General features: G+C 64.2%; 16 protein-coding genes and 1 tRNA gene. 8 read left to right on the plus strand and 9 right to left on the minus strand.

Annotated elements, in window-relative coordinates:
• A partial coding sequence (locus ACK4HL_RS14230) for an efflux RND transporter permease subunit (RefSeq protein ID WP_409761444.1) occupies window positions 1-1,974 on the plus strand: 1,974 nt, incomplete at its 5' end.
• A gap of 88 nt (window positions 1,975-2,062) precedes the next feature.
• Window positions 2,063-3,289 carry a TCR/Tet family MFS transporter gene (locus ACK4HL_RS14235; RefSeq protein WP_409761446.1) on the plus strand — a complete coding sequence of 409 codons (1,227 nt, stop codon included), beginning with the start codon at window positions 2,063-2,065 and terminating at the stop codon, window positions 3,287-3,289.
• Here ACK4HL_RS14235 and glmS read toward each other — a convergent pair.
• Both glmS and glmU read right to left on the minus strand, forming a co-directional pair.
• The gene (glmS, locus tag ACK4HL_RS14240) at window positions 3,276-5,102 is read right to left on the minus strand and encodes a glutamine--fructose-6-phosphate transaminase (isomerizing) (RefSeq protein WP_409761448.1); all 1,827 of its coding nucleotides are present in this window, start codon (window positions 5,100-5,102) and stop codon (window positions 3,276-3,278) included. The genes ACK4HL_RS14235 and glmS overlap by 14 nt on opposite strands.
• Window positions 5,103-5,114: 12 nt before the next feature.
• Complete coding sequence (gene glmU / locus ACK4HL_RS14245) at window positions 5,115-6,470, minus strand: bifunctional UDP-N-acetylglucosamine diphosphorylase/glucosamine-1-phosphate N-acetyltransferase GlmU (RefSeq protein ID WP_409761450.1); 1,356 nt, start codon at window positions 6,468-6,470, stop codon at window positions 5,115-5,117.
• Between the two features lie 147 nt (window positions 6,471-6,617).
• On the opposite strand from glmU, the gene ACK4HL_RS14250 reads away from it, so the two are divergent.
• Together ACK4HL_RS14250 and ACK4HL_RS14255 are read left to right on the plus strand one after the other, a co-directional pair.
• Window positions 6,618-6,692, plus strand: a tRNA-Lys gene (locus ACK4HL_RS14250).
• Window positions 6,693-7,041: 349 nt separating this feature from the next.
• Window positions 7,042-7,728 carry an outer membrane protein gene (locus ACK4HL_RS14255; protein WP_409761452.1) on the plus strand — a complete coding sequence of 229 codons (687 nt, stop codon included), beginning with the start codon at window positions 7,042-7,044 and terminating at the stop codon, window positions 7,726-7,728.
• Window positions 7,729-8,011: 283 nt separating this feature from the next.
• Here ACK4HL_RS14255 and ACK4HL_RS14260 read toward each other — a convergent pair whose 3' ends face one another.
• Window positions 8,012-8,413 carry a hypothetical protein gene (locus tag ACK4HL_RS14260; RefSeq protein ID WP_409761453.1) on the minus strand — a complete coding sequence of 134 codons (402 nt, stop codon included), beginning with the start codon at window positions 8,411-8,413 and terminating at the stop codon, window positions 8,012-8,014.
• 158 nt (window positions 8,414-8,571) lie between these two features.
• Between ACK4HL_RS14260 and ACK4HL_RS14265 the strand changes: the two genes are divergently transcribed.
• Both ACK4HL_RS14265 and ACK4HL_RS14270 read left to right on the plus strand, forming a co-directional pair.
• Window positions 8,572-10,119 carry a winged helix-turn-helix domain-containing protein gene (locus ACK4HL_RS14265; protein WP_409761455.1) on the plus strand — a complete coding sequence of 516 codons (1,548 nt, stop codon included), beginning with the start codon at window positions 8,572-8,574 and terminating at the stop codon, window positions 10,117-10,119.
• 111 nt (window positions 10,120-10,230) lie between these two features.
• Window positions 10,231-10,809 carry an NADPH-dependent FMN reductase gene (locus ACK4HL_RS14270; protein WP_409761457.1) on the plus strand — a complete coding sequence of 193 codons (579 nt, stop codon included), beginning with the start codon at window positions 10,231-10,233 and terminating at the stop codon, window positions 10,807-10,809.
• Between the two features lie 25 nt (window positions 10,810-10,834).
• Here ACK4HL_RS14270 and ACK4HL_RS14275 read toward each other — a convergent pair whose 3' ends face one another.
• The 3 genes from ACK4HL_RS14275 to ACK4HL_RS14285 all read right to left on the minus strand — a co-directional run bounded on the left by ACK4HL_RS14275 (window position 10,835) and on the right by ACK4HL_RS14285 (window position 14,312).
• Window positions 10,835-11,173: a hypothetical protein gene (locus ACK4HL_RS14275; protein ID WP_409761459.1), complete on the minus strand. Its 339-nt coding sequence runs from the start codon at window positions 11,171-11,173 to the stop codon at window positions 10,835-10,837.
• Window positions 11,174-11,399: 226 nt separating this feature from the next.
• On the minus strand, window positions 11,400-12,860 hold the full coding sequence (locus ACK4HL_RS14280) for a phosphomannomutase (RefSeq protein ID WP_409761461.1): 1,461 nt from the start codon (window positions 12,858-12,860) through the stop codon (window positions 11,400-11,402).
• 12 nt (window positions 12,861-12,872) lie between these two features.
• Window positions 12,873-14,312, minus strand: a complete 1,440-nt coding sequence (locus ACK4HL_RS14285) for a mannose-1-phosphate guanylyltransferase/mannose-6-phosphate isomerase (protein WP_409761463.1) — start codon at window positions 14,310-14,312, stop codon at window positions 12,873-12,875.
• Between the two features lie 196 nt (window positions 14,313-14,508).
• Between ACK4HL_RS14285 and ACK4HL_RS14290 the strand changes: the two genes are divergently transcribed.
• A complete protein-coding gene (locus ACK4HL_RS14290; RefSeq protein WP_409761465.1) occupies window positions 14,509-14,721 on the plus strand; it encodes a hypothetical protein in 213 nt (70 codons plus the stop codon).
• A gap of 85 nt (window positions 14,722-14,806) precedes the next feature.
• On the opposite strand, the gene ACK4HL_RS14295 is transcribed toward ACK4HL_RS14290, so the two are convergent.
• On the minus strand, window positions 14,807-15,010 hold the full coding sequence (locus ACK4HL_RS14295) for a DUF2892 domain-containing protein (RefSeq protein ID WP_409761467.1): 204 nt from the start codon (window positions 15,008-15,010) through the stop codon (window positions 14,807-14,809).
• 263 nt (window positions 15,011-15,273) lie between these two features.
• Between ACK4HL_RS14295 and ACK4HL_RS14300 the strand changes: the two genes are divergently transcribed.
• Entirely contained in the window at window positions 15,274-18,228 is a 2,955-nt protein-coding gene (locus ACK4HL_RS14300) for an NAD(P)-dependent oxidoreductase (protein WP_409761557.1), read from the plus strand.
• On the opposite strand, the gene ACK4HL_RS14305 is transcribed toward ACK4HL_RS14300, so the two are convergent.
• Window positions 18,219-19,385 (minus strand): M20 aminoacylase family protein, encoded by a 1,167-nt coding sequence (locus ACK4HL_RS14305; RefSeq protein WP_409761469.1) that lies wholly within the window; start codon window positions 19,383-19,385, stop codon window positions 18,219-18,221. The genes ACK4HL_RS14300 and ACK4HL_RS14305 overlap by 10 nt on opposite strands.
• Window positions 19,382-20,182 (minus strand): ABC transporter permease, encoded by an 801-nt coding sequence (locus tag ACK4HL_RS14310; protein WP_409761471.1) that lies wholly within the window; start codon window positions 20,180-20,182, stop codon window positions 19,382-19,384. The genes ACK4HL_RS14305 and ACK4HL_RS14310 overlap by 4 nt, the downstream gene beginning before the upstream one ends.
• Window positions 20,183-20,191: the final 9 nt, after the last annotated feature.

The following is a 20,191-nucleotide window of genomic DNA, read 5'->3' on the forward strand; positions in this document are numbered from 1 at the left end:
GCCCTCGTTCTGGCGATCGGCATCGTGGTGGATGATGCCATCGTGGTGGTCGAGGCCGTGGAAGCGAAGATGGAGGAAGACCCGAACCTGACGCCTGCCGAGGCAGCGCGGCGCGCCATGGGCGAGATCACCGCGCCGATCATCGCCATCACCCTCGTGCTGATGTCGGTGTTCGTGCCGGTGGCCTTCATCCCCGGCATTTCAGGCGAACTCTTCAAGCAGTTCGCGGTGGTCGTCACCTTCTCCATGATCATCTCGGCGATCAACGCGCTGACGCTTTCGCCCGCGCTGTGCGGCGTGCTGCTGAAGCAGAGCCACGGGCCGAAGCGTTTTCCGATGCGCCATATCCTCGGCGGCATCAACCTGGCGCGCGATGGCTACGCTGCCATCGTGAAGCGGCTGGTGCGCCTTTCGGTGCTGGGCCTGGTGGCGCTGGCGGTGATCTTCCCCGTCACCGGATGGCTGTTCGAGACGACGCCCAAGGGCTTCCTCCCCGCGGAAGACCAGGGCGCCATCTTCGGCGAGATCGTGCTGCCGGAAGGTTCCTCCGTCAACGTCACGGCCGAGGTGACGAAGCAGGTCGAGGACATTGTTCGGGCGACACCCGGCGTGGCCGGTGCGATGAGCGTCGTCGGCTACAGCATGCTGGACGGCCAGGTGAAATCGAACTCGGCGCTGATGGTGCTGACGCTCGATCCCTTCGCCAAGCGCACCGCACCGGAACTCTCGGTCAACGCGCTCATCCCGAAGCTCACGGCGCAGGCGCAGAGCGTGCGGCGCGCCAACGTCATCTTCTACAACCTGCCGCCGATCATCGGGCTCGGCACCGGTAGCGGCTTCGAATTCCAGCTTCAGAGCTTTGGCGGGGCTTCGGCAGCTGAACTCGCGGCGGTGGCGCGCGGCCTCGTGTTCGCCGCCAACCAGGATGCGCAGCTCGCCCGCGTGTTCACCACATTCGCCGCCAACACGCCGCAGCTGTTCCTGGACATCGACCGCGACAAGGTGCAGACGCTGGGGATCGACCTCTCGGATGTGTTCAGCACCCTGCAGGCGGTGCTTGGTTCTTCCTATGTCAACGACTTCAACCTGTTCGGCCGGACCTGGCAGGTGGTGGTGCAGGGCGAGGCGGCGGACCGCGCGCGCATCGACGACATCTATGAAATTCATGTGCGGAACGCCAAGGGCGAGATGGTGTCGCTGCGCGCCTTCGCCGAGGCTCGCATGATCCTCGGGCCGCAATCCATCATCCGTTTCAACAACGTGCGGAGCGCCACCATCAACGGCGGACCTGCCCCGGGCTTCAGTTCCGGCGAGGCCATCGCCGCCATGCAGCGCGTGGCCGCGGCATCGTTGCCCACCGGCTTCGGATATGAGTGGACGGGCACGGCGCTGCAGGAGATCGAGGCCAGCGGCAAGACCACGATGATCCTCGGCCTCGCGGTGCTCTTCGCCTATCTCTTCCTCGTGGGCCTGTATGAAAGCTGGACGATCCCTATCGCGGTGCTGCTCTCGGTCTCGGCGGGCGTCATGGGATCGCTCTTGGCGCTCAAGTTCTCCGGGCTCGACAACAATCTCTATGCCCAGATCGGCCTCGTGGTGCTGATCGCGCTCGCCGCCAAGAACGGCATTCTCATCGTGGAGTTCGCCATGGAGGGCCGCCGCAAGGGACTCGGCATCTCCGAGGCGGCGACGGCCGGCGCCAAGGAGCGTTTCCGCGCCGTGATGATGACGAGCTTCGCCTTCATCGCCGGGTTGATCCCGCTGGTGGTGGCGCAGGGTGCGGGCATGATGAGCCGGCGCGGCGTGGGAACCGCGGTGTTCGGCGGCATGGTTTCCGCCGCCGTCATTGGCATCTTCCTCATCCCGCTCCTCTACGTCGTGTTCCAGTGGGCGCGCGAAAAGGTGAAGGGGCAAGGCGAGGCGAAATCGCGCCAGGACCACGTGGAGCCGCCCGGAGAGACGGCGGTGGCGTGAGGCGCTTCGCCTAATCCGGGGTTGACTCCGGCCGGCTTCCTTCAACCGGGCATCTCCTGTATGAGCCTCCGCCCTTCAGGAGGACAACATGGCCCGGCAACCGGGACGATTCGCCGTCATCTTCGTGTTCATCACGGTGTTTCTCGACATGGTGGGCTTCGGCCTCGTCATGCCGGTGCTGCCGCGGCTGATCGAGGAGGTGAGCGGCAGCGACATCGCCGGGGCTTCGATCTGGGGCGGATGGCTGTTCTTCGCCTATGGCGGCATGCAGTTCCTGTTCGGTCCGGCGATCGGCAACCTGTCGGATGCCTATGGACGCCGGCCGGTGCTGCTGCTGTCGGTGTTCGGGCTGGCCGTCGACTACGTGCTCACGGCCTTCGCGCCAAGCATGCTGTGGCTGTTCGTGGGTCGCATCTTCGCCGGGATCTGCGGCGCCTCCTATACCACGGCCAATGCCTTTCTCGCGGACATCACCAAGCCCGACGAGCGCGCCAAGGTCTTCGGCATGATGGGGGCTGCCTTCGGCCTCGGTTTCGTCATCGGCCCGGCGATCGGCGGTTTGCTGGGAGAGTTCGGGCCGCGCGTTCCATTTTTCGTGGCGGCGGGGCTCTCGCTCCTCAACTTCGTCTATGGCTGGTTCGTGCTGCCGGAAACTCTCGCGCCCGAGAACCGGAGGCCCTTCCGCATGGCGCGCTCCAACCCCATCGGCACGCTCAAGGTGTTCCGGAAATACCGGGGCGTGGTGCCGCTGGGCGCCGTGATGTTCCTGTACTTCCTGGCGACGGCCGTTTACCCGGCGATCTGGGCCTTCTGGGGAATTGCCGCCTTCGGCTGGACCGAGGCGACCGTGGGGCTCACTCTGGCCGCATTCGGCCTCGTCACCGCCATCGTGCAGGGCGGGCTCACGGGTCCCGCCGTGACGTGGCTCGGCGAGCGGAAAACGGTGGTGGTGGGCCTTGCCGCGGGGGTGATCGCCATTTTCGGCTATGGGCTGGCGCCGGGGCTCGTCGCGGTGCTCGTGCTCCTTGTGATCCATGCGCCGGAGGGCTTCGTGCACCCCGCCCTCACCGCGCTGATGTCGCGGGAGGCGCCGGAGGATGCTCAAGGGGAACTGCAGGGCGGCATCGCCAGCCTGCAGAGCATCGGGCTTCTCATCGGCACCCTGTTCTTCGCGCAGGTGTTCGGCCTCTTCATGAAGCCGAACCCGTGGATCGTCTCGCCCAGCGTGGCCTATTTCATCGCGGGTGTGCTGATGCTGCTGACGCTCGCCTATTTCCTCACGCTGAGGCCCGCAAAGCCCGTCACTCGACCGTGACGGACTTCGCGAGGTTTCGCGGCTGGTCCACGTCGGTGCCCATGAACACGGCGGCGTGGTAGGCGAGGAGCTGAACCGGCACGGCATAGAGCAGCGGGCTGATGAAGGGATGCGCCTTCGGTACACGGATGGAGCGGAAGGCCTTGTGCTCGTTGTCCTTCATTCCGTGTTCGTCCGTGAGCAGAACGATCTTGCCGCCGCGAGCCGCCACCTCCTCCATGTTGGAGATGGTCTTCTCGTAGAGCTCGTCATGCGGTGCGATGACGATGACCGGAACAGTCTCGTCGATCAAGGCAATGGGACCGTGCTTCAGTTCGCCCGCGGCATATCCCTCTGCATGGATGTAGGAGATTTCCTTGAGCTTGAGCGCGCCTTCGAGGGCGATCGGATAGTTGATGCCGCGGCCAAGGAACAGCACGTCGCGGGCACTCGCCACCTCCCGCGCCACCTCGGCGATGTGCTTCTCGTCCTTCAGGATTTCCGCCATATGGCGAGGCGCCATGATCAGCGCTCCGACGAGCTCCTTCTCCTGTTCCGCGGTGATGGTGCCGCGCAGCTTGCCGGCGAGTATGGCGAGGCAGGCGAGAGCCGTCAGCTGGCAGGTGAAGGCCTTGGTGGAGGCAACACCGATCTCGGGGCCGGCATAGGTGCGGAAGACGAGCTCGCTCTCCCGCGCGATCGTCGATTCCGGCACGTTGACGATGGCGAGCGTGTGCTGGCCCTGCGCCTTGCAGTAGCGCAGCGCCGCGAGTGTATCCGCCGTCTCGCCGGACTGCGAGACGACGATGGCCAGCCCGTGCTTCGGCAGCGGCGCCTCGCGGTAGCGGAACTCGGATGCGATGTCCACCTCCGTCGGCAGCCTGGCGATGCGTTCGAACCAGTATTTGGCTGCGAGCCCGGCATAGGAGGCCGTGCCGCAGGCGGTGATGGTGATGCGGTCCAGCCTGGCGAAATCGAAGGGCAGCCTCTGCGGAAGGCGCACCACGCGCTGGGCGAAATCGACGTATTCGGCCAGGGTGTGGCCGATCACCTCCGGCTGCTCGGCGATTTCCTTGGCCATGAAGTGGCGGTGGTTGCCCTTGTCCACCAGCATTGTGGTGGCCTGGCTGAAGCTGATGGGCCGCACGACCTGGCGGCCCTCCGAATCGAAGACCGCAAGCGAGCTGTGGGTGAGAACCACCCAGTCGCCATCCTCGAGATAGGTGATGCGATTGGTGAAGGGGGCGAGTGCTATGGCGTCGCTGCCAAGGAACATCTCGCCCTCGCCATGGCCGACGGCGAGCGGGGGCCCGTTGCGTGCGCCGATCATCAGGTCCTCCTCGCCCTTGAAGAGCATGGCGAGCGCGAAGGCGCCCTGGAGGCGCGGGAGAACCTTGCGCACCGCCTCGCGGGGATTGAGCCCCCGCTTCAGCTCGCGCGCCAGGAGATGTGCCACCACCTCGGTATCGGTCTCGGTGGCGAAGAAGGTGCCCTCCGCCGCGAGCTCATCCTTCAGTGTGCGAAAGTTCTCGATGATGCCGTTGTGGACGACGACGACATCGCCCGCCACATGCGGGTGGGCGTTGGCCTCGGTGACGCCGCCGTGCGTGGCCCAGCGCGTGTGGCCGATGCCGGTCGTGCCGGCGAGCGGTTCGCGCACCAGGAGATCGGCCAGGTTCTTGAGCTTTCCCACCGCGCGGCGGCGCTCGATGCCTGCACCGGTGAGTGTCGCGACACCCGCCGAGTCGTAACCGCGGTACTCGAGGCGGCGCAGCGCCTCAACGATGTTCTCCGCCACCGGCGCCTTGCCGAGGATGCCGACGATTCCGCACATGGATGATCAGACCTACACTTTCTTCCGCGCGGCCTTCTTGGCCGCCTTGATGTCCCGGTAGCGCGCCGCCCAGCCTTCGCGCAGCTCGAGTTCGGCGCGGGTCATGGCCAGCGCATCGGCGGGCACGTTGCGGGTGATGACGCTGCCCGCCCCGATCGATGCGCCGTCCCCCACCTTCACCGGCGCCACCAGCGCGGTGTTGGACCCGACGAAGACATTCTCGCCGATGTCGGTCAGGTGCTTCTCGAAGCCGTCATAGTTGCAGGTGATGGTGCCCGCGCCGATGTTGCTCTTCGCACCCACGCGCGCGTCGCCGATGTAGCTCAAGTGATTGGCCTTGGCACCCTCCCCGATCACCGCCTTCTTCACCTCGACGAAGTTGCCGACATGGGCCTCGCGGCCGATTTCCGCCCCGGGCCGCAGCCTTGCGTAGGGGCCGATGCGGGCCCCGCGGCCGATCCGGGAACCCTCGAGATGCGAAAACGCCAGGATCTCGACGCCGTCTTCCACCGTGACGCCGGGGCCGAAGACGACGTGCGGCTCGACCACCACGTCCTGGCCCAGCACCGTATCGGCCGAGAAGAAGACCGTGTCCGGGGCGACGAGCGTGGCGCCGTTGAGCATGTGGAGGCGGCGATAGGCGGCCTGCAGCCTTGCCTCGATCTCGGCGAGCTGCGTCCGGTCGTTGACGCCCGAGACCTCCGCCTCGGGGCAGGTGGCGAGCGCGCAGGGCCTTCCGGCGGCCGCGGCCAGCGCCACGAGGTCCGTAAGGTAGTACTCGCCCTTGGCATTGGCGTTGCCGATCTTCGGCAGCAGCGACCAGAGAAGTGCTGCATCGATCGCGATGATTCCGGAGTTGCAGAGTGTCAACGCCCTTTCGCCTTCGCTGGCATCGAGTTCCTCGCGGATCGCCACCACCTGACCGGCGGCGTTGCGGATGAGCCTCCCATAGCCGTGAGGGTTCTGCGCCTCGAAGCCGAGGACGGCCATGCCCTCCTCCTCCGCCAGTCCCGCCAGCCGCATCAGGGTCTCGGCGGCGATCAACGGCACGTCGCCATAGAGCACCAGCACCGTACCGCGAAAATCTGCAAGGGCCGACTTGGCCATCGACACGGCATGGGCCGTGCCGTGCCGCTCCTCCTGGGTGGCGACCGCCACATCGGGGAAGATGCGGCGGGCCTCGGCCGAGACGGCGTCCATGCCCGGCCCCGCGACGATGACGGCGCGATCGGGCGCCAATTGCCGCGCGGCATGCAGCACGTGGCCTAGCAGGCTCCTTCCCCCGGCGCGGTGCAACACCTTGGGCAGGGAAGATTTCATCCGCGTGCCCTTGCCCGCAGCGAGCACGACGATAGCGTTGCCGGTCATCCGAGCCTGTTCGAAATCGAGAATCCCATGGCCCCGGGTAGCATGTCTCGTGCCGGGAGGCGAGTGCATCCGGCCCATCCGCTATTGACCCGTCCTCCACCCCCCTCTATGTTCCGCCCGCATCCGCCGGGCCCTACCCCCGGCTGTGGGCCCGTAGCTCAGCGGTAGAGCATCTGACTTTTAATCAGAGGGTCTCGGGTTCGATCCCCGACGGGCTCACCAATGAAATCAAATATTTACTGACAAATCACTACCCTTTGCGAGGCCGCCATATCCGTTTCGGCTAACGCTGGGCTAACGGCAGGGCTCGGAACTGGCTCTGAGTGCTTATCTGACAGCGCAGGAGAACCCCGCCCCGGCTCACAGGGCGGGGCTAGCCATGCTGAGGCCTACGCTTCGGCAGACACCGGGAAGGCCACGGCGCGGTCAAAGCGAGGCAAAGATAGTCAATCGCACGAGTCCCGTGGTTGTGCCAATTATGCAACTAACCGCATCTTTTGCGGGCGCGGAGATAGCACAGCGATTGCGGTGTGATAAAAGAAAGTCCTCGATTACTTGCAGGAGATGAGTCGTGTTCAAGAAGTCATCGATTGCCGCCCTGATCTCCATTGGCCTGCTCGGAGGCACTGCCCACGCTGCCGATATCGTCCCGGCGCCTGGATACGATTGGACAGGTTTCTACATCGGCGCCAACGTCGGTTACGGATGGGGTGATACCGAGTATACTTATGAAGGGCTTATGGGGCCGTCCTCGTCGGTTGATTTCGATTACGATGGCATCGTGGGCGGCGGAGCAATTGGTTACAATTGGCAGCACGACAGCATCGTCTTCGGCATCGAGGCCGATATCAGCGCTTCTGGAATCAGTGGTGACGAGACGAGACCGCCCGAAGAAGCTCCGTGTTATGAGGAGGGGTGTTCTGCGGACATCAATTGGTTCGGTACCGGCAGAGTTCGAGTCGGCTATGCACTCGATAACGTGATGCCTTTCATAACTGGTGGTGTCGCTGCAGTAGGCTTAGAAGGCGATGCCGATGAGGGGGCATGCGGTTTTGTTGGCAGCTGCGGTTTTGATGATACGAAGTGGGGTTGGACCGTTGGCGGCGGCCTCGAGCTTGGATTGACAGAATCGTGGTCGGCAAAGGCCGAGTATCTTTACGTCGGGGTTGATGCACCGGACTTCAACGAGGACAGCACGAGTGCCGATGACCTTGATTTCAGTGTCATTCGTGTTGGTGTGAATTATCGTTTTTATTGAGAGTTGCCCGCTCCTTGGGTTTGGGGGAGAGCATTTGCTCTCCCCTTATTGTTTGACTCTCCGCGAGGGCTAGCCATGGGGCTACAGGCGCGCCCGACATTTATAGTTGCGGTGGAAGGAGAGCGGATAATTTCTTATTGCCGTGAATGTAGCGGGCCTTCGACAGCGAGACGCAGAGGTCAGACCCCCAGCTTGCGCCATCCTGCTACGAAGAGGGTCCTTTTTGGCGAGGCCAAAGGGGCAGTCGTGGACCACGGTTCGGGCAGGATTACTCCTGGCGGTACTAAGCTCCTCTGAGCAAGACAGCGGAGGGCAGCCTTTCAGTGGGCACGAAGAAGATCTGCAGGGGCGGTTCAATGGGGCGGGAGTTGCCACCAACGATCAGCCCGGTCAAAGTTGCCTCGTAGATATTGAGCTGCGACCCCCGAGAGACCATCGTGCTGACACTGCCGATGTTCCTGACGACGTAGCGGACCTTCGTGGCATGCACGCAGACAACCTTGTCTTGGTTCACCATCTCAACCACACCCTGGAATGGAATCCCCCTACCGGCTTCCTTGAACACCATTTCAACCTGGGCTTTGGTGTTGCAGAATAGGCCGTTCAGCGCATGCCTGTCGTTTGCTAGAGTAGAAGCTGTCGCGAGGACGATTGCGGCGGTCGCGACGACAGGTCCTGCCAGCATGAGCGGTAGACGAGCTCGACGATGATATGACAAGGGCTCCCTCCAACATGGATGCCTTCGGATGCATTCAGAAAACGTACAGGGTGGATTCTTTATAGTCCCGAAGGATACGGGGAATTCTTCCGAATGCGTTGAGGATCGAGGTGCCGATGTCGCCGATGGATGACCCGCGCTACGTCTTCGGACGCTTCGAGTACGACCCACGCAGGAGGATCCTGCTGAAGGACGGCATGCGCATTGGCATTGGGCCGCGTGCCCTGGCCTTGCTTGAAATCCTCCTCAATGCTGGCGGCAAGACCGTCACCAAGGCCGATCTCATCGAAGGCGCCTGGAAGGATGCCGAGATCGAGGAAAGCAACCTGACGGTCCAGATCGCGAACCTGCGCAAAATTCTTGGGAGATCAAGAAGCGGCAGTGATTGGATCGTGACCGTGCAACGAAGCGGATATCAATTCAACGATCCTGATCAGCGGGTAAAGTCCATTCACGGAGACCTTCCTGCCGATCCTGCCACCACAGTGAAGCCGCTGGCCTTAGCCGTTCTTCCGTTCAGGAACCTGAGCAGTGACCCGGAGCAGAAGTTCTTCGCCGACGGACTTACCGAGGACATCACGACTGCATTGGGCAGACTGAAGGGCCTCTTGGTGATCGCGCGGACCACGATGTTCGGCTACGAGAACAAGGTGGTGGACGTGATAGCCCTGGGGAAGGAGCTGGGTGTTGGCTACGTGCTTGAAGGCAGTGTACGTAAATCGGGAGATCAGGTGCGTGTTACCGCGCAATTGATCGACGCCACCACAGGCCGTCATCTTTGGGGCAATCGCTATGATAGCCCGCTCGTCAAGGTGTTTACCGTGCAGGACGAGATCAGTGCCAGTGTGATCGCCTCGATTGGACCTGAGCTCGTCGTGGCCGAGTATGTTCGTGCGAGTCGCAAGAGATCTCAGAACCTCGATGTATGGGAGTGCAACATCCGTGCCTTGTTTCTGAGTTCCCGGATGTCGGAGGAGACAAGCCGCGAGTCTCTGGTCCTGTTGAACCGCGCCCTGGCGCTCGACGGCCGTTCAGCTCTGGCCTTGGGCCTCAAAGCATGGATCGTGACGTGGCGTGCTGCTCAGGGCTTCGATGATTTTCAGCGTGCCGCAGCAGATGCAAAGGCAGCTTCGGATGAAGCCATTGCCGCTGACGACAGTGAACCTTGGGCGTGGGCGGGACAAGGCAGTTTTCATATCTCCACGCGTCAGACGGCAGCAGCAGTTGCTGCCCTGAGCGAAGCAACTCGGCTTAATCCGAATTTTGCAATGGCTCATGGATTGCTCGGCATCGCCCATGCCTTCGGCGGCCAATGTGCAAAGGCCGTTTCGTGCATTGACTATGCCGCACGCCTCAGCCCGCGCGAGATCTTCCATGGCGCCATTCCTCAGCAGTATGCCTTTGCCCATTTTCAAGGGGCAGACTATGCGCAAGGATTGGAGTGCGCCCTCAGAGCTCACCAGCTACGACCCGGCCATCTCTATCCGATGATCATTGCCGTCGCGTGTTCCGGGCATCTTGGCGAAAGGGCGTCGGCAGAAGGAATGGTAGCCAGGATGAAGCGTGAATACCCTCATGTCACCGCTGACTGGGTGGGTGCCACCGTTCCTTATGTGTTGGCCGAGGACAGACAGCGGCTGACGGTCGGACTGCAGAAAGCCGGTATGGAATAGGACGCGGGAACCCCCGACCTCATCGGCGGCAAGACAAGTGACGCTCCCTGTGCGGAACCGCACAGATGCCGCCGCAGTTCAACGTGTTGAACCCGGTAGAGGTCAGCGGACATGAGCGAGTACAAGGTGGGCTATTTCGTGGGGAGCCTGGCGCGGGACTCCATCAACCGCAAGCTCGCGAAGGCCCTCGTGCGGCTCGCTCCCGCAGAGCTGGTGTTCACTGAGATCACCTTCGCGAACCTGCCCCTCTACAGCTACGATTACGATGCCGATTTTCCCAAGGTTGCCAGGGAGTTCAAGGATAGCATTGCCGCCGTGGACGCGGTGCTGTTCGTGACGCCGGAGTACAACCGCTCCATCCCCGGCGCGCTGAAGAATGCGATCGACTGGGCTAGCCGGCCCTACGGGCAGAACTCCTTCACGCGAAAGCCATCCGCGATCATCGGCGCTTCGCCGGGCGCCATCGGAACCGCAGTGGGCCAGCAGCACCTGAAGAGCATACTGGGGTTCTGCAACTCGCCGATGATGAATGCGATCGAGGCCTACATTCAGTTCAAGCCGGGCCTGATCACCGACGACGGCGAGGTCACGGTGGAGTCCACCGAAGGTTTCCTGCGCAACTTCATGACCGAATACCGTGATTTCACCCGCCGCGTTCTGTCGGTTTATCCGCGGTCCCCGGCGAACTGACTGCCTTTCCGGCAACCGGACAATCCTACAGCGTGACTTGAGAGTCGTAGAGCTTGCTCCAGTAATCCGGGTCGCCGGCCGCGCGCTGCGCATGCCAGGGCATTTCCGAGAACCGCTGCCTGAGACGTTCTACTTCCGCTGCCCGGCGCTCCAGCTCCTGGGCGGAAATCACCCCGTCTTGCCACAGCTTCATCAAGCCCGGGCTTGCCTGAATAGTTGTCGATGGCACAGGGCGTGAAACGGATCTCAACGCCTGCAGAGTTTCGCATGCGCCATCGGGGTTCGGAGAAGGCGTGGGGATCTCCCGATCCATCGGCCGAGAAAGCTGCGCCGCTTCTTCAAGTCTTCTCGCAGCGCGAGCCATGGTCAGGCATTTCTGTTGCTGCGCAAGCAATCTCTACTTCGCCGAGAGGGATGGCACCTTCCGGGCCTTCCGGCCGCATTCTTCCGCCCGGAGAATCCAGTCTCTGCTCTGCATTGCCAATCTCCTTCCCAGATTGGAATGGCGCCACATCGTAGCATCTGCGTCATGCAGCCGATAGAGACACCGCCGTGTCAGATGGCCGCTCTGGTGAATCACACGGTCGGCGCTAGCGAGCGCTATCGGCCAACACCCTTGGGGCGAGGCGCGCCAGGCAGGTGCGGCACAGGTCTTCGGCCTGGGCCTGGGACCAAGACTCGGTGTAGCACCGCAGTTCGGGGGCGTTACCCGACAGCCGGATGTGGACGATGTCGCCCGATTCCAGGGTGACACGCACTCCGTCGGTGCGGTCGATGGTGCGCCAGGCGCCCGCGCCGCCCGTCAGCAACGCGACGACGGTTGGCGCGTCCGTGTCGGCCAACGCGATGACGTGCTGGCAGCGTTCAGGTTCGACGCCCTGCAAGCGGTCGCTTGCGGTGTGGCGGTCGATGTCCTCGAGCAAGGCCGAGACGGAAGAGCCGGTGCGCCGTGCGCGTGACAGGAGAAGCAGGACCGGCAGGATCGCATCCCGCGTCCTGAGCGGGGCGAGCGTGCCGCCAGCGAGCGTCACTGTGCTGCCGAGCAGGAGGCCGCCATTCGCTTCATAGCCGACTACCGGGTGGAGCCGCGCCTCGTCCATTCCGGCGATGACATGGGGAGAACCGATGCGGGTGCGGATCACCTGCTGGACCGCGCCGCAACGCTCGAGCGCCGTATTGCTGCTGACGGGCGTCACCACGGTACGCGCGCCGAGTTCAAGCGCGCAGATCAGGCCCAGAACGTCGCCGCGCAGCCAGGTACCTTTCTCGTCCGCCACCAGGGGCCGGTCGGCATCGCCGTCCGTTGTGACGACGGCATCGAGCGCATGTGCACGGCACCAGCGCGGCGCGGCCTCGCGGTCCTCCGGTCGCACGGCCTCGGTGTCGATCGGGACGAAATCGTCGCTGCGGCCAAGGCTAACGGTTTCGGCGCCGAGATCCTTCAGCAGCCGGTGCAGAAGGTCGCGGGCCGCCGAGGAATGCTCGTAGACGCCAATGCGGAATCCCTCCAGCGCCTTCTTCCCGAAGGCGCTGCGGTAGCGTGCGAGATAGAGTGCGAGCGGCCCCGGGTCCGGCTCCGGCAGGTCGCAGGCGGGCGGCGGGCCGAAATGCGGCGGCGTGAAGGACAGGATCTTCTGCTCGTCCTCCTTCGTGATCTCGCCATGGGCGTGATAAAACTTGATGCCGTTCCGGTCGAAGGGGATGTGACTTCCGGTGACCATGATGGCGGGCAGGCCCAGGCTCTGAGCCGCGAACGCAAGTGCCGGCGTGGGCAGCACCCCGGCATTTACGACCTCGATCCGCGCCTCCTGCGCCGCTGCCGCGCAGGCCGCGGCGATACCGGGGCTGCTCGGGCGCAGATCCTGCCCGATGAGGACACGGCCCCGGCGGGGCTCGACAATCGAGAGGAAGGCCTGCGCATAGGCGTGGCACAGCGCCGGCGTGAGATCGGCGACGCGGCCGCGGACGCCGCTCGTTCCGAAGCCCGCCCCGGCACGTGCGGCCATTTCGCCGAGGGTCGATGCCGTGGCCGCCTTGTCCCGCACGCTCATGAATGGCACACGTCAGGAACGCGCATAAGCGTCTTCATGGCGGACGATGTCGTCCTCACCGAGATAGGCGCCCGTTTGCACCTCAATGAGCGCCACCGGATCAGGGCCCGGGTTTTCCAGGCGGTGCTTTTCGCCCAGCGGAATGTAGACCGATTGGTTCTCGGAGACCAGCCGGACCTCTTCACCGATTGTCACGCGGGCCGTGCCCTCGACGACGATCCAGTGCTCGGAACGGCGACGGTGGGACTGCAGCGACAGCGCGGCACCGGGATGGACGACGATGCGTTTCACCTGAAATCGCGGGCCGAGGGCGAGGACTTCGAACCATCCCCACGGCCGGTGATCGCGCCGGAATGCGGTGACCTGCGGGGCCTGCCGCTCCTTCAGGAGAGACACCGCCTCCTTCACCCGCTGGGCTTCCGAGGTTCGGCTGATGAGCACGGCGTCCGGCATCGCGACGGCCACGATGACCTCGAGCCCGATGCCCACGAGGGCGATCCCGGCATCATCCGATCTCAGCAGGCTGTTGCGGCAGCCGAGCGCCGTGACGTTGCCGCGGCTCGCGACGCCATCGCCGTCCTGCGGGCTTTCGCCCCAGATCGCCGCCCAGCCGCCGAGGTCCGACCAGCCCCCTCGGTAGGGCATGGCGAGAAGATTTGTCGCCCGTTCCATGATGGCATAATCGATGGAAATCGCGGATGCGGACGACCAGGCCTGCGCATCGAGCCGGATGAAGCCGAGGTCGGGCCGGGCGCCCGCCACAGCGCTCGCGACGGGCGGCATCAACTCAGGCGCCAGTTTCCTGAAGGCGCCCAGCATCACGTCGCAACGGAAGAGGAAGATGCCGGCGTTCCAGAGATGGCGTCCGCTGCTGGTCATCGCCTCGGCCTGCTCGGCAACCGGCTTCTCGACGAAGCGGGCGATCGGCACCGCCACGCCTTCAGGCAGGTCCTGCAGCGAGGACGGAAGTTCGAGATAGCCGTAACCGGTTTCCGGCCTCACCGGCGCTATTCCGAAGGTGACGATATCCCCCTCCTCCGCCCGCGGCGCGGCGCGGCGGACGGTTGCCTGGAACAGCTCGGGTTCCGGCATCAGATGGTCGGACGGGGCGACGAGCATCAGCGCATCGGGCACGGATCGGGAAATCCAGAGCGCCGCCGCCAGCACGGCGGGCGCGGTGTTGCGCGGCTCCGGTTCGAGGAGGATTGCAGCCGGCGAAATGCCCACCTCGGCGAGTTGGTCACGCACGGTGAAGCGGAATTCGACGCTGGTGACGATCACCGGCGGTGCAAACCCCTCTCCGGACAGCCGCCGCGCGGTTGCCTGAAACAGGCTTTCCTCCCCGATCAGTCGGGAGAACTGCTTCGGATGGCACTGGCGCGAAACCGGCCAAAGCCGCGTGCCCGTGCCGCCGCACAGGATGACGGGGTGAATGAGAAGATCGGACGTCATTCCCGCTCCACGAACCAAATCACACTCCGTAAGCCCGTTTCACCAGACGAGCAAGCCGCACGGAAGGGGGCATCCCCGTGACGAACTTGTCAGAAGCGCAACGGAAGATTAGGTTATGGTTGTATTCAAGCACTCAGATATGCGGAGGTTCCCAGTGAGCGAGGCAGGCCGAAGCGAAGACGAGGAAGGGATTGCCATGGTCAAACGCGTTTCGATTCTTGCCATCGCCGCGGCTGCGCTGCTCGCCGCGCCGGCGGACGTCCAGGCCAAGCGGACAGCGAAGGACAAGGCGCTCTACGAAAAGGCCCTGAAGGAGTGCAATGGACCCGCCTACCCGGGGGGAGCCCACATCCTCATCAACTACGCCGATGGCTGGTATCGGTGCGAAACACGCGACAGCCGGCGATAGACGAAAGGAAATCGCCGGCCGTGATGCCTTCACGGCCGGCGCAGTTCATCCTGAATTCAAGCCAGCGCGCACCTGCGGCGCGCTGTCAGGCAAATCCCGATTTCTGCTCCAGGCCCATCCTCTTCAGCATGGCAACCACCGGGCAAATGCCCGTGAACGAGGCCTGGATCAGATGCGCCCCGAGGATGCCCGTCACCCAGAACCAATAGGGGCTCTGATAGACACCCAAGAGAACGCTGCCGAGAACAACGATCCCCACCACCAACAGTATTGCGCGTTCGACTGTCATACCGGTTCTCCCTCAGATCGGATTGATGCTATCGCTTGATCAGTATACGGCAGAATCACCCTGCGGGAAAGCGTCGCATCGGCGGGCTGCCCGTTCCGGACCGGGTCGCCGGCCCGGCCCGCCCCACCGCGACACGCCATTCGGCCAGCACGGCGAAAGCGGCGCACAAATGACGTTTTTGGGCGGCAGCGCAGGCCGGAATTGGCCTTTAGCCTTCTCCAGGAACCCGGGAGGAGAGCTTGGAACACTCGTCGATCGATCAGATGAAGGCCGCGCGCGAGGCCTCCGTTGCGGCAACGGCAGGCGGTCCGCCGCAGCGCACCCAGAACCCGTTCTTCGGCGTCGGCCCGATCACGGACATGGCGCGGGACGAAGCCGAGAGCCGTCTTCTTCGCTTCGAGTTCGAACACTGGCTCGAGGCCAATTACCGCAAGTTCGACGACAAGGGCCGCGACGTGGGTTGCTTCACGGCCGCCGAGATCGGCCGCTCGATGCATCGGGGCTATCCGGCCGACAAGTTCCTGCTCGACATGATGCGCGAAATCCACCGCTACTTCCAGTTCCCCAAGCAGAACCGGCTGGCGGTGGGCCTTGGCGGCGGCCATTCGGGCTTCACCGTCTGCGCGCTTCACTTCCTCACCGTCAACGACCCGGCCCAGCACGTCTATGTCGACACGCCCGCCCCGGAATCGGAGCCCGCGAAGCAATCGGGATTCTTCCGGCAGAGCTGGGGTGCGCAGATCGTGGAGATGATGCGCTATGCGCGGAACGGCGATGAAGCGCGCATTCATTTCGCCAAGTCCGAAGGTGCGATCCCCTCCTCCGACATGCTGGAACGCATGGGCATCAAGGTGTTCTTCGGCGTCGGCCACGAAACCACGGGCGCCACCACCTATTCGCGGGCCGAGATCCTGGAGCTTCTGGACTGGATCGACCGCAACCCGGCCGAACACCATGCCATTCTCGATGCCACGTCCATGCTGGGCGCCATGCCATGGGGCGAAGAGATCGTGGCGCAGGTCATGGCGAAGTGCTGCCTGTTCATGCCGTTCCAGAAGGCGATCGGGGGCATCTCCGGCTATTTTCTGGTTTCCTTCACGCCCCGTGCCCTGGCACTCGTCGAGGAAAACCAGAAGAAACCCTCCTGGGCCATTCCGCGCCAGCTCAAGCTCGCGGCACCGGTCGATCCGAAGCTGCCCCTCACCGGCGAGCGGAGTGTGAAGCTGGGGCCGATCTACGACCCGGAAGAAAACCGGATGGTAGGCGGCGTCATCAATACCTTCTCAACCCTCGCCTTCGCCGAGACCACCTTCGGCCTGCTGCGGGTGGAGAAGAAGATCGGTTCCGTGGCCGAGCTCAACCGCCGGTCGGAGCTCAACCGCGCCGCCATCAATGAATGGATGAGCAACTCCTCGCTGTTCGAACTCGGCGTGACCAACCCGGAGAACCGCGGCGCTGCAGTCACCCTCGTGAAGGTGAAGGACGCCGCAATCACAGACGCAGGTCTTCACGCGCGTATCATCGCGAGATCGAAGCAGCTTCTCTCCTATGAGGGGATCACGCACCCCAACGGTGTGCACGAGAGCGGTCTCGACGTGGCGCGCTACATCAATGCCTTCCCCGGCACGCCCGGCGATTACCGCGCATGGATCGGCGGCATCCGCCCGGTGGAGGACATCACCGCCCTGCTCGACAACATCAAGTATGCCTACCACCGCGCCCGCATCGTGGTGCTGGAGGAGGAACTCGCCAGCCACGGCGTCACGTTCCCGGCTCCCGCCTCGGGAGCTGATCGTCCGCGCAAGGATGACCCCGATCGCGCCTATGCCGTGCTGATCTGCGATCCCGTGGGGCTCCAGCCGGGGCCGGACGGAAAGCCCGATCATTCCGCCGTCAAGGCGCATGTCGAGGCTCATGGCAGCGTGTTCCACGACGCTCCGCTCAAGAACGCGGCGAAGCTCGAGAAAGGAAAAATTCATTTCTTCTACCAGCCGGACCTCTCCAAGCCGGATGAGATCAGGCCGCTGACCGACAAGGGCCAGTATGACGCGGTGATCGCTGCGGCCACCTTCCTGCCCAAGGAAGCCGTGTTCCGCGAAGGTGGCGTGCGGATCGGTGCCGGCACCGGCAACATGGGTTCCTCCTCATGGGGCGGCGGCAACGGCGAAGGCGGCGGAGCGCCGCTGATGAATACCCCCTCCTTCAATAGCCGCGCAACCGCGCAGATGGCCTTCAAGGCGCTGCTGAAGGTGGCGCCCGACCTTCCGGTCGAGGAGATGCACAGGCTTACCGCCGCGGGCCAGTTCGACACCGGACGCGACCTCAAGAACTTCCCGACCGAGAAGATCGAGGGCAAGCGGATGGCCATCATCGGTTACGGCAATATCGGCCGCGAAATGGCGAAGCTGGCCCAGGCCTTCGGCATGAGCGTAGCCGTCCACGCAAGGCTCCGCCATCGCGAATGGATCGAGTCGGAAGGCTTCATCTTCGCGGACACACCGGAAGACGCCGCGCGCGGGGCCGACGTCCTGTCGGTGCACACGGGGCTCGGTCCGCTCAACTCAGCCACCGGCAAGTATGCCAATGCGAACGTCGTGAGCGCCGCCGTGCTCGCTGGCCTCAACGACGGCGCCATCCTCATCAACTATGACCGCGGCGAGTGCGTGGACGTCTCGGCACTGGACGCCGCCATGGCATCCGGCAAGGTACGCCATGCCGCCATCGACGCCGATCTCTTCGTCAATGCCGAAACGGGTGCCAAGAGCGGACCGATGGTTCCCTATCTGCCGCTGGCGGATAAGTACAAGGGACGCATCGAGCTCCTGCCCCACGCGGCCGCCGACACCGAGCACGTCTCGCGCGTCGAAGGGGCCAAGCAGGCGGTGGACCAGATCGTCAATGCCATCCGCTTCCGGGAAGTCATCAATCTCAAGGGCGATCTCCCGGCTGGATATTCCGTTGGCGGAGCGAAAACGGTGGCCGGGGTGGGCAAGTGTTCCGGCCAGACGATCGCCCGCGCGGTTGCGGACCGCACCGCCGCGGAAGACCTGCGCGCCAAGGTCGAGAGCATGGCGGCGATCCTGGGAGCGCTCGCGACGGCCGGCACCGAGGAGCGCCGCCAGATGCTCATCGAGCGGCACGGCGCAGCGCTGGTGAAGAGCTTCAACGCCTATGCCACGCTCATGCGCAAGCTGGGGATCGAAGGGCCCTATGCCTGAGGCAGCGCGCGCTCGACGAGCCGCGCCCAGAAGGCGGGGCCCGTGACGAGCAGCGCGTCGTTGAAATCATAGCCGGGGTCGTGGAGCATCGGCCCCGGCCCCGCGCCCAGCCCGAAATAGCAGGAGGGCACGACCTCCTGCATGTAGGAGAAATCCTCCGAAAACATGAAGGGGCCACGCAAGTCCACCTTGGCGGGGTCCTGCCCTGCCGAGAGAGCCACCTCGCGCACCAGGGCCGCCTCGTCGGCCGCGTTGAAGCCCGCGGGATAGCTCCAGCTGTCATGCCCGATCTCGATTTCCGCCGTGCAGCCGAAGGATTTCGCGTGCGCCGTGGCGAGATCGCGGATGCGGGCCAGCACCTGCTCGCGCACCGGCTTCGTCACCGTGCGAATGCCCACCAGCAGCCTCACCTCCTCAGGGATGACGGTCGCCATCGAGCCACCATTGATGGCGCCCACGGTCAGCACCGCCGGGTCATGCGGATCGATGTTGCGGGAGACGATCGATTGCAGCGCCATCACCAGGCTCGAAGCCGCGACGATGGGATCCACCGCCTTCTGCGGCAGCGCGCCGTGGCCGCCCACGCCCCGCACGGTGATGCCGGCGATGTCGACGGCCGCCGTGATGGGCCCCGGCCGCACGAGCACCTGGCCCAGCGGTTCGCCCGGCAGGTTATGCAGCGCATAGACGGAGTCGCAAGGAAAGCGCTTGAACAACCCGTCCTCGATCATGCGGAGCGCGCCGCCCTGGTCCTCTTCCGAGGGCTGGAAGATCAAGTGCACGGTGCCATCGAACTTCCTTGTCTCGGCAAGGTAGCGGGCGAGACCCAGCAACATGGTGGTGTGGCCGTCATGGCCGCAGGCATGCATCTTGCCGGCGAACTTCGATGCATGGGGAAGGTTCGTCTGCTCCTGGATGGGCAGCGCGTCCATGTCGGCGCGGATGCCGATCACGCGTGAGGACGAGCCATTGCTGATCGTACCGACCACACCCGTCCTGGCGATGCCCGTCGTCACCTTGAAGCCGAGGCGTGAAAGCTCCTCCGCCACGACTTTCGCCGTGCGCACCTCCTCAAACAGCATTTCGGGATGCGCATGGATGTCACGCCGGATGGCGGAAAGCTCGGGCAGATGCTTCTTCAGTATGTCTTCGATCATCGCTTCTGCGGTACCATTCTCTCGAGATAGCCGAAGGCCCAGACGGCCATGAAGGTCAGGCACATGTAGATGACGGCAAGGAGCATCAGCGGCTCGTAGACGATGTAGGTGTCCTGCGTGATGCGGTTCCTGACCACGCCGGCGAGGTCCATCACAGTCACCGTCATGGCGAGCGGGGTCGCCTTGAGCTGGAGAACCATCTCGCCGGCGAGCGTCGGTAGCACGAGGCGCACGGCGCGTGGGAACCACACGCGCGTCAGCACCTTCCAGGGCGACATGCCGAACGCCCGCGCCGCCTCGAGCTCCCCGCGCGGCACGCCGAGAAACGCGCCGCGCATGATTTCACCCTCGTAGCCTGCTGCCGAGATCGTGAAGGCCAGCAGCGCATACCAGAAGGCATCGAGCCGGATCAGCCACATGAAGTCCTGCCGGAACTCCGGATAGACCATGGCGATCTTCGGGAAGAGCGAGCCCAGCCCGTAATAGATGAGCCAGAGCTGCAGCAGCAGGGGCGTGCCGCGGATCACCGTGCAGAAGCCACGGGCGATGGCGCCGAGCCAGCGCGGGCCCGTCACCTGTACGAGACCGATCGGGATCGCCAGGATCATTCCGAGTATGGACGAGAGGATCCAGAGGACCAGGGTCAGCCACAGGCCGTGGAGCAGCAGCGGATAGTATTTCGCGAGCCAGTCCCAGCGTGAGGCCGCCACGAGCCAGTAGAGCAGTCCGGCAGCGATTGCGGCCAGTGCCAGCACCACAACGGTCTTGACGATGAGCTTGAAGAGGCCGGTATTCATCGCCACGCC

The organism is Aestuariivirga sp. (assembly GCF_046294715.1).
In the GTDB taxonomy this organism is placed as follows: Bacteria; Pseudomonadota; Alphaproteobacteria; order Rhizobiales; family Aestuariivirgaceae; genus Aestuariivirga.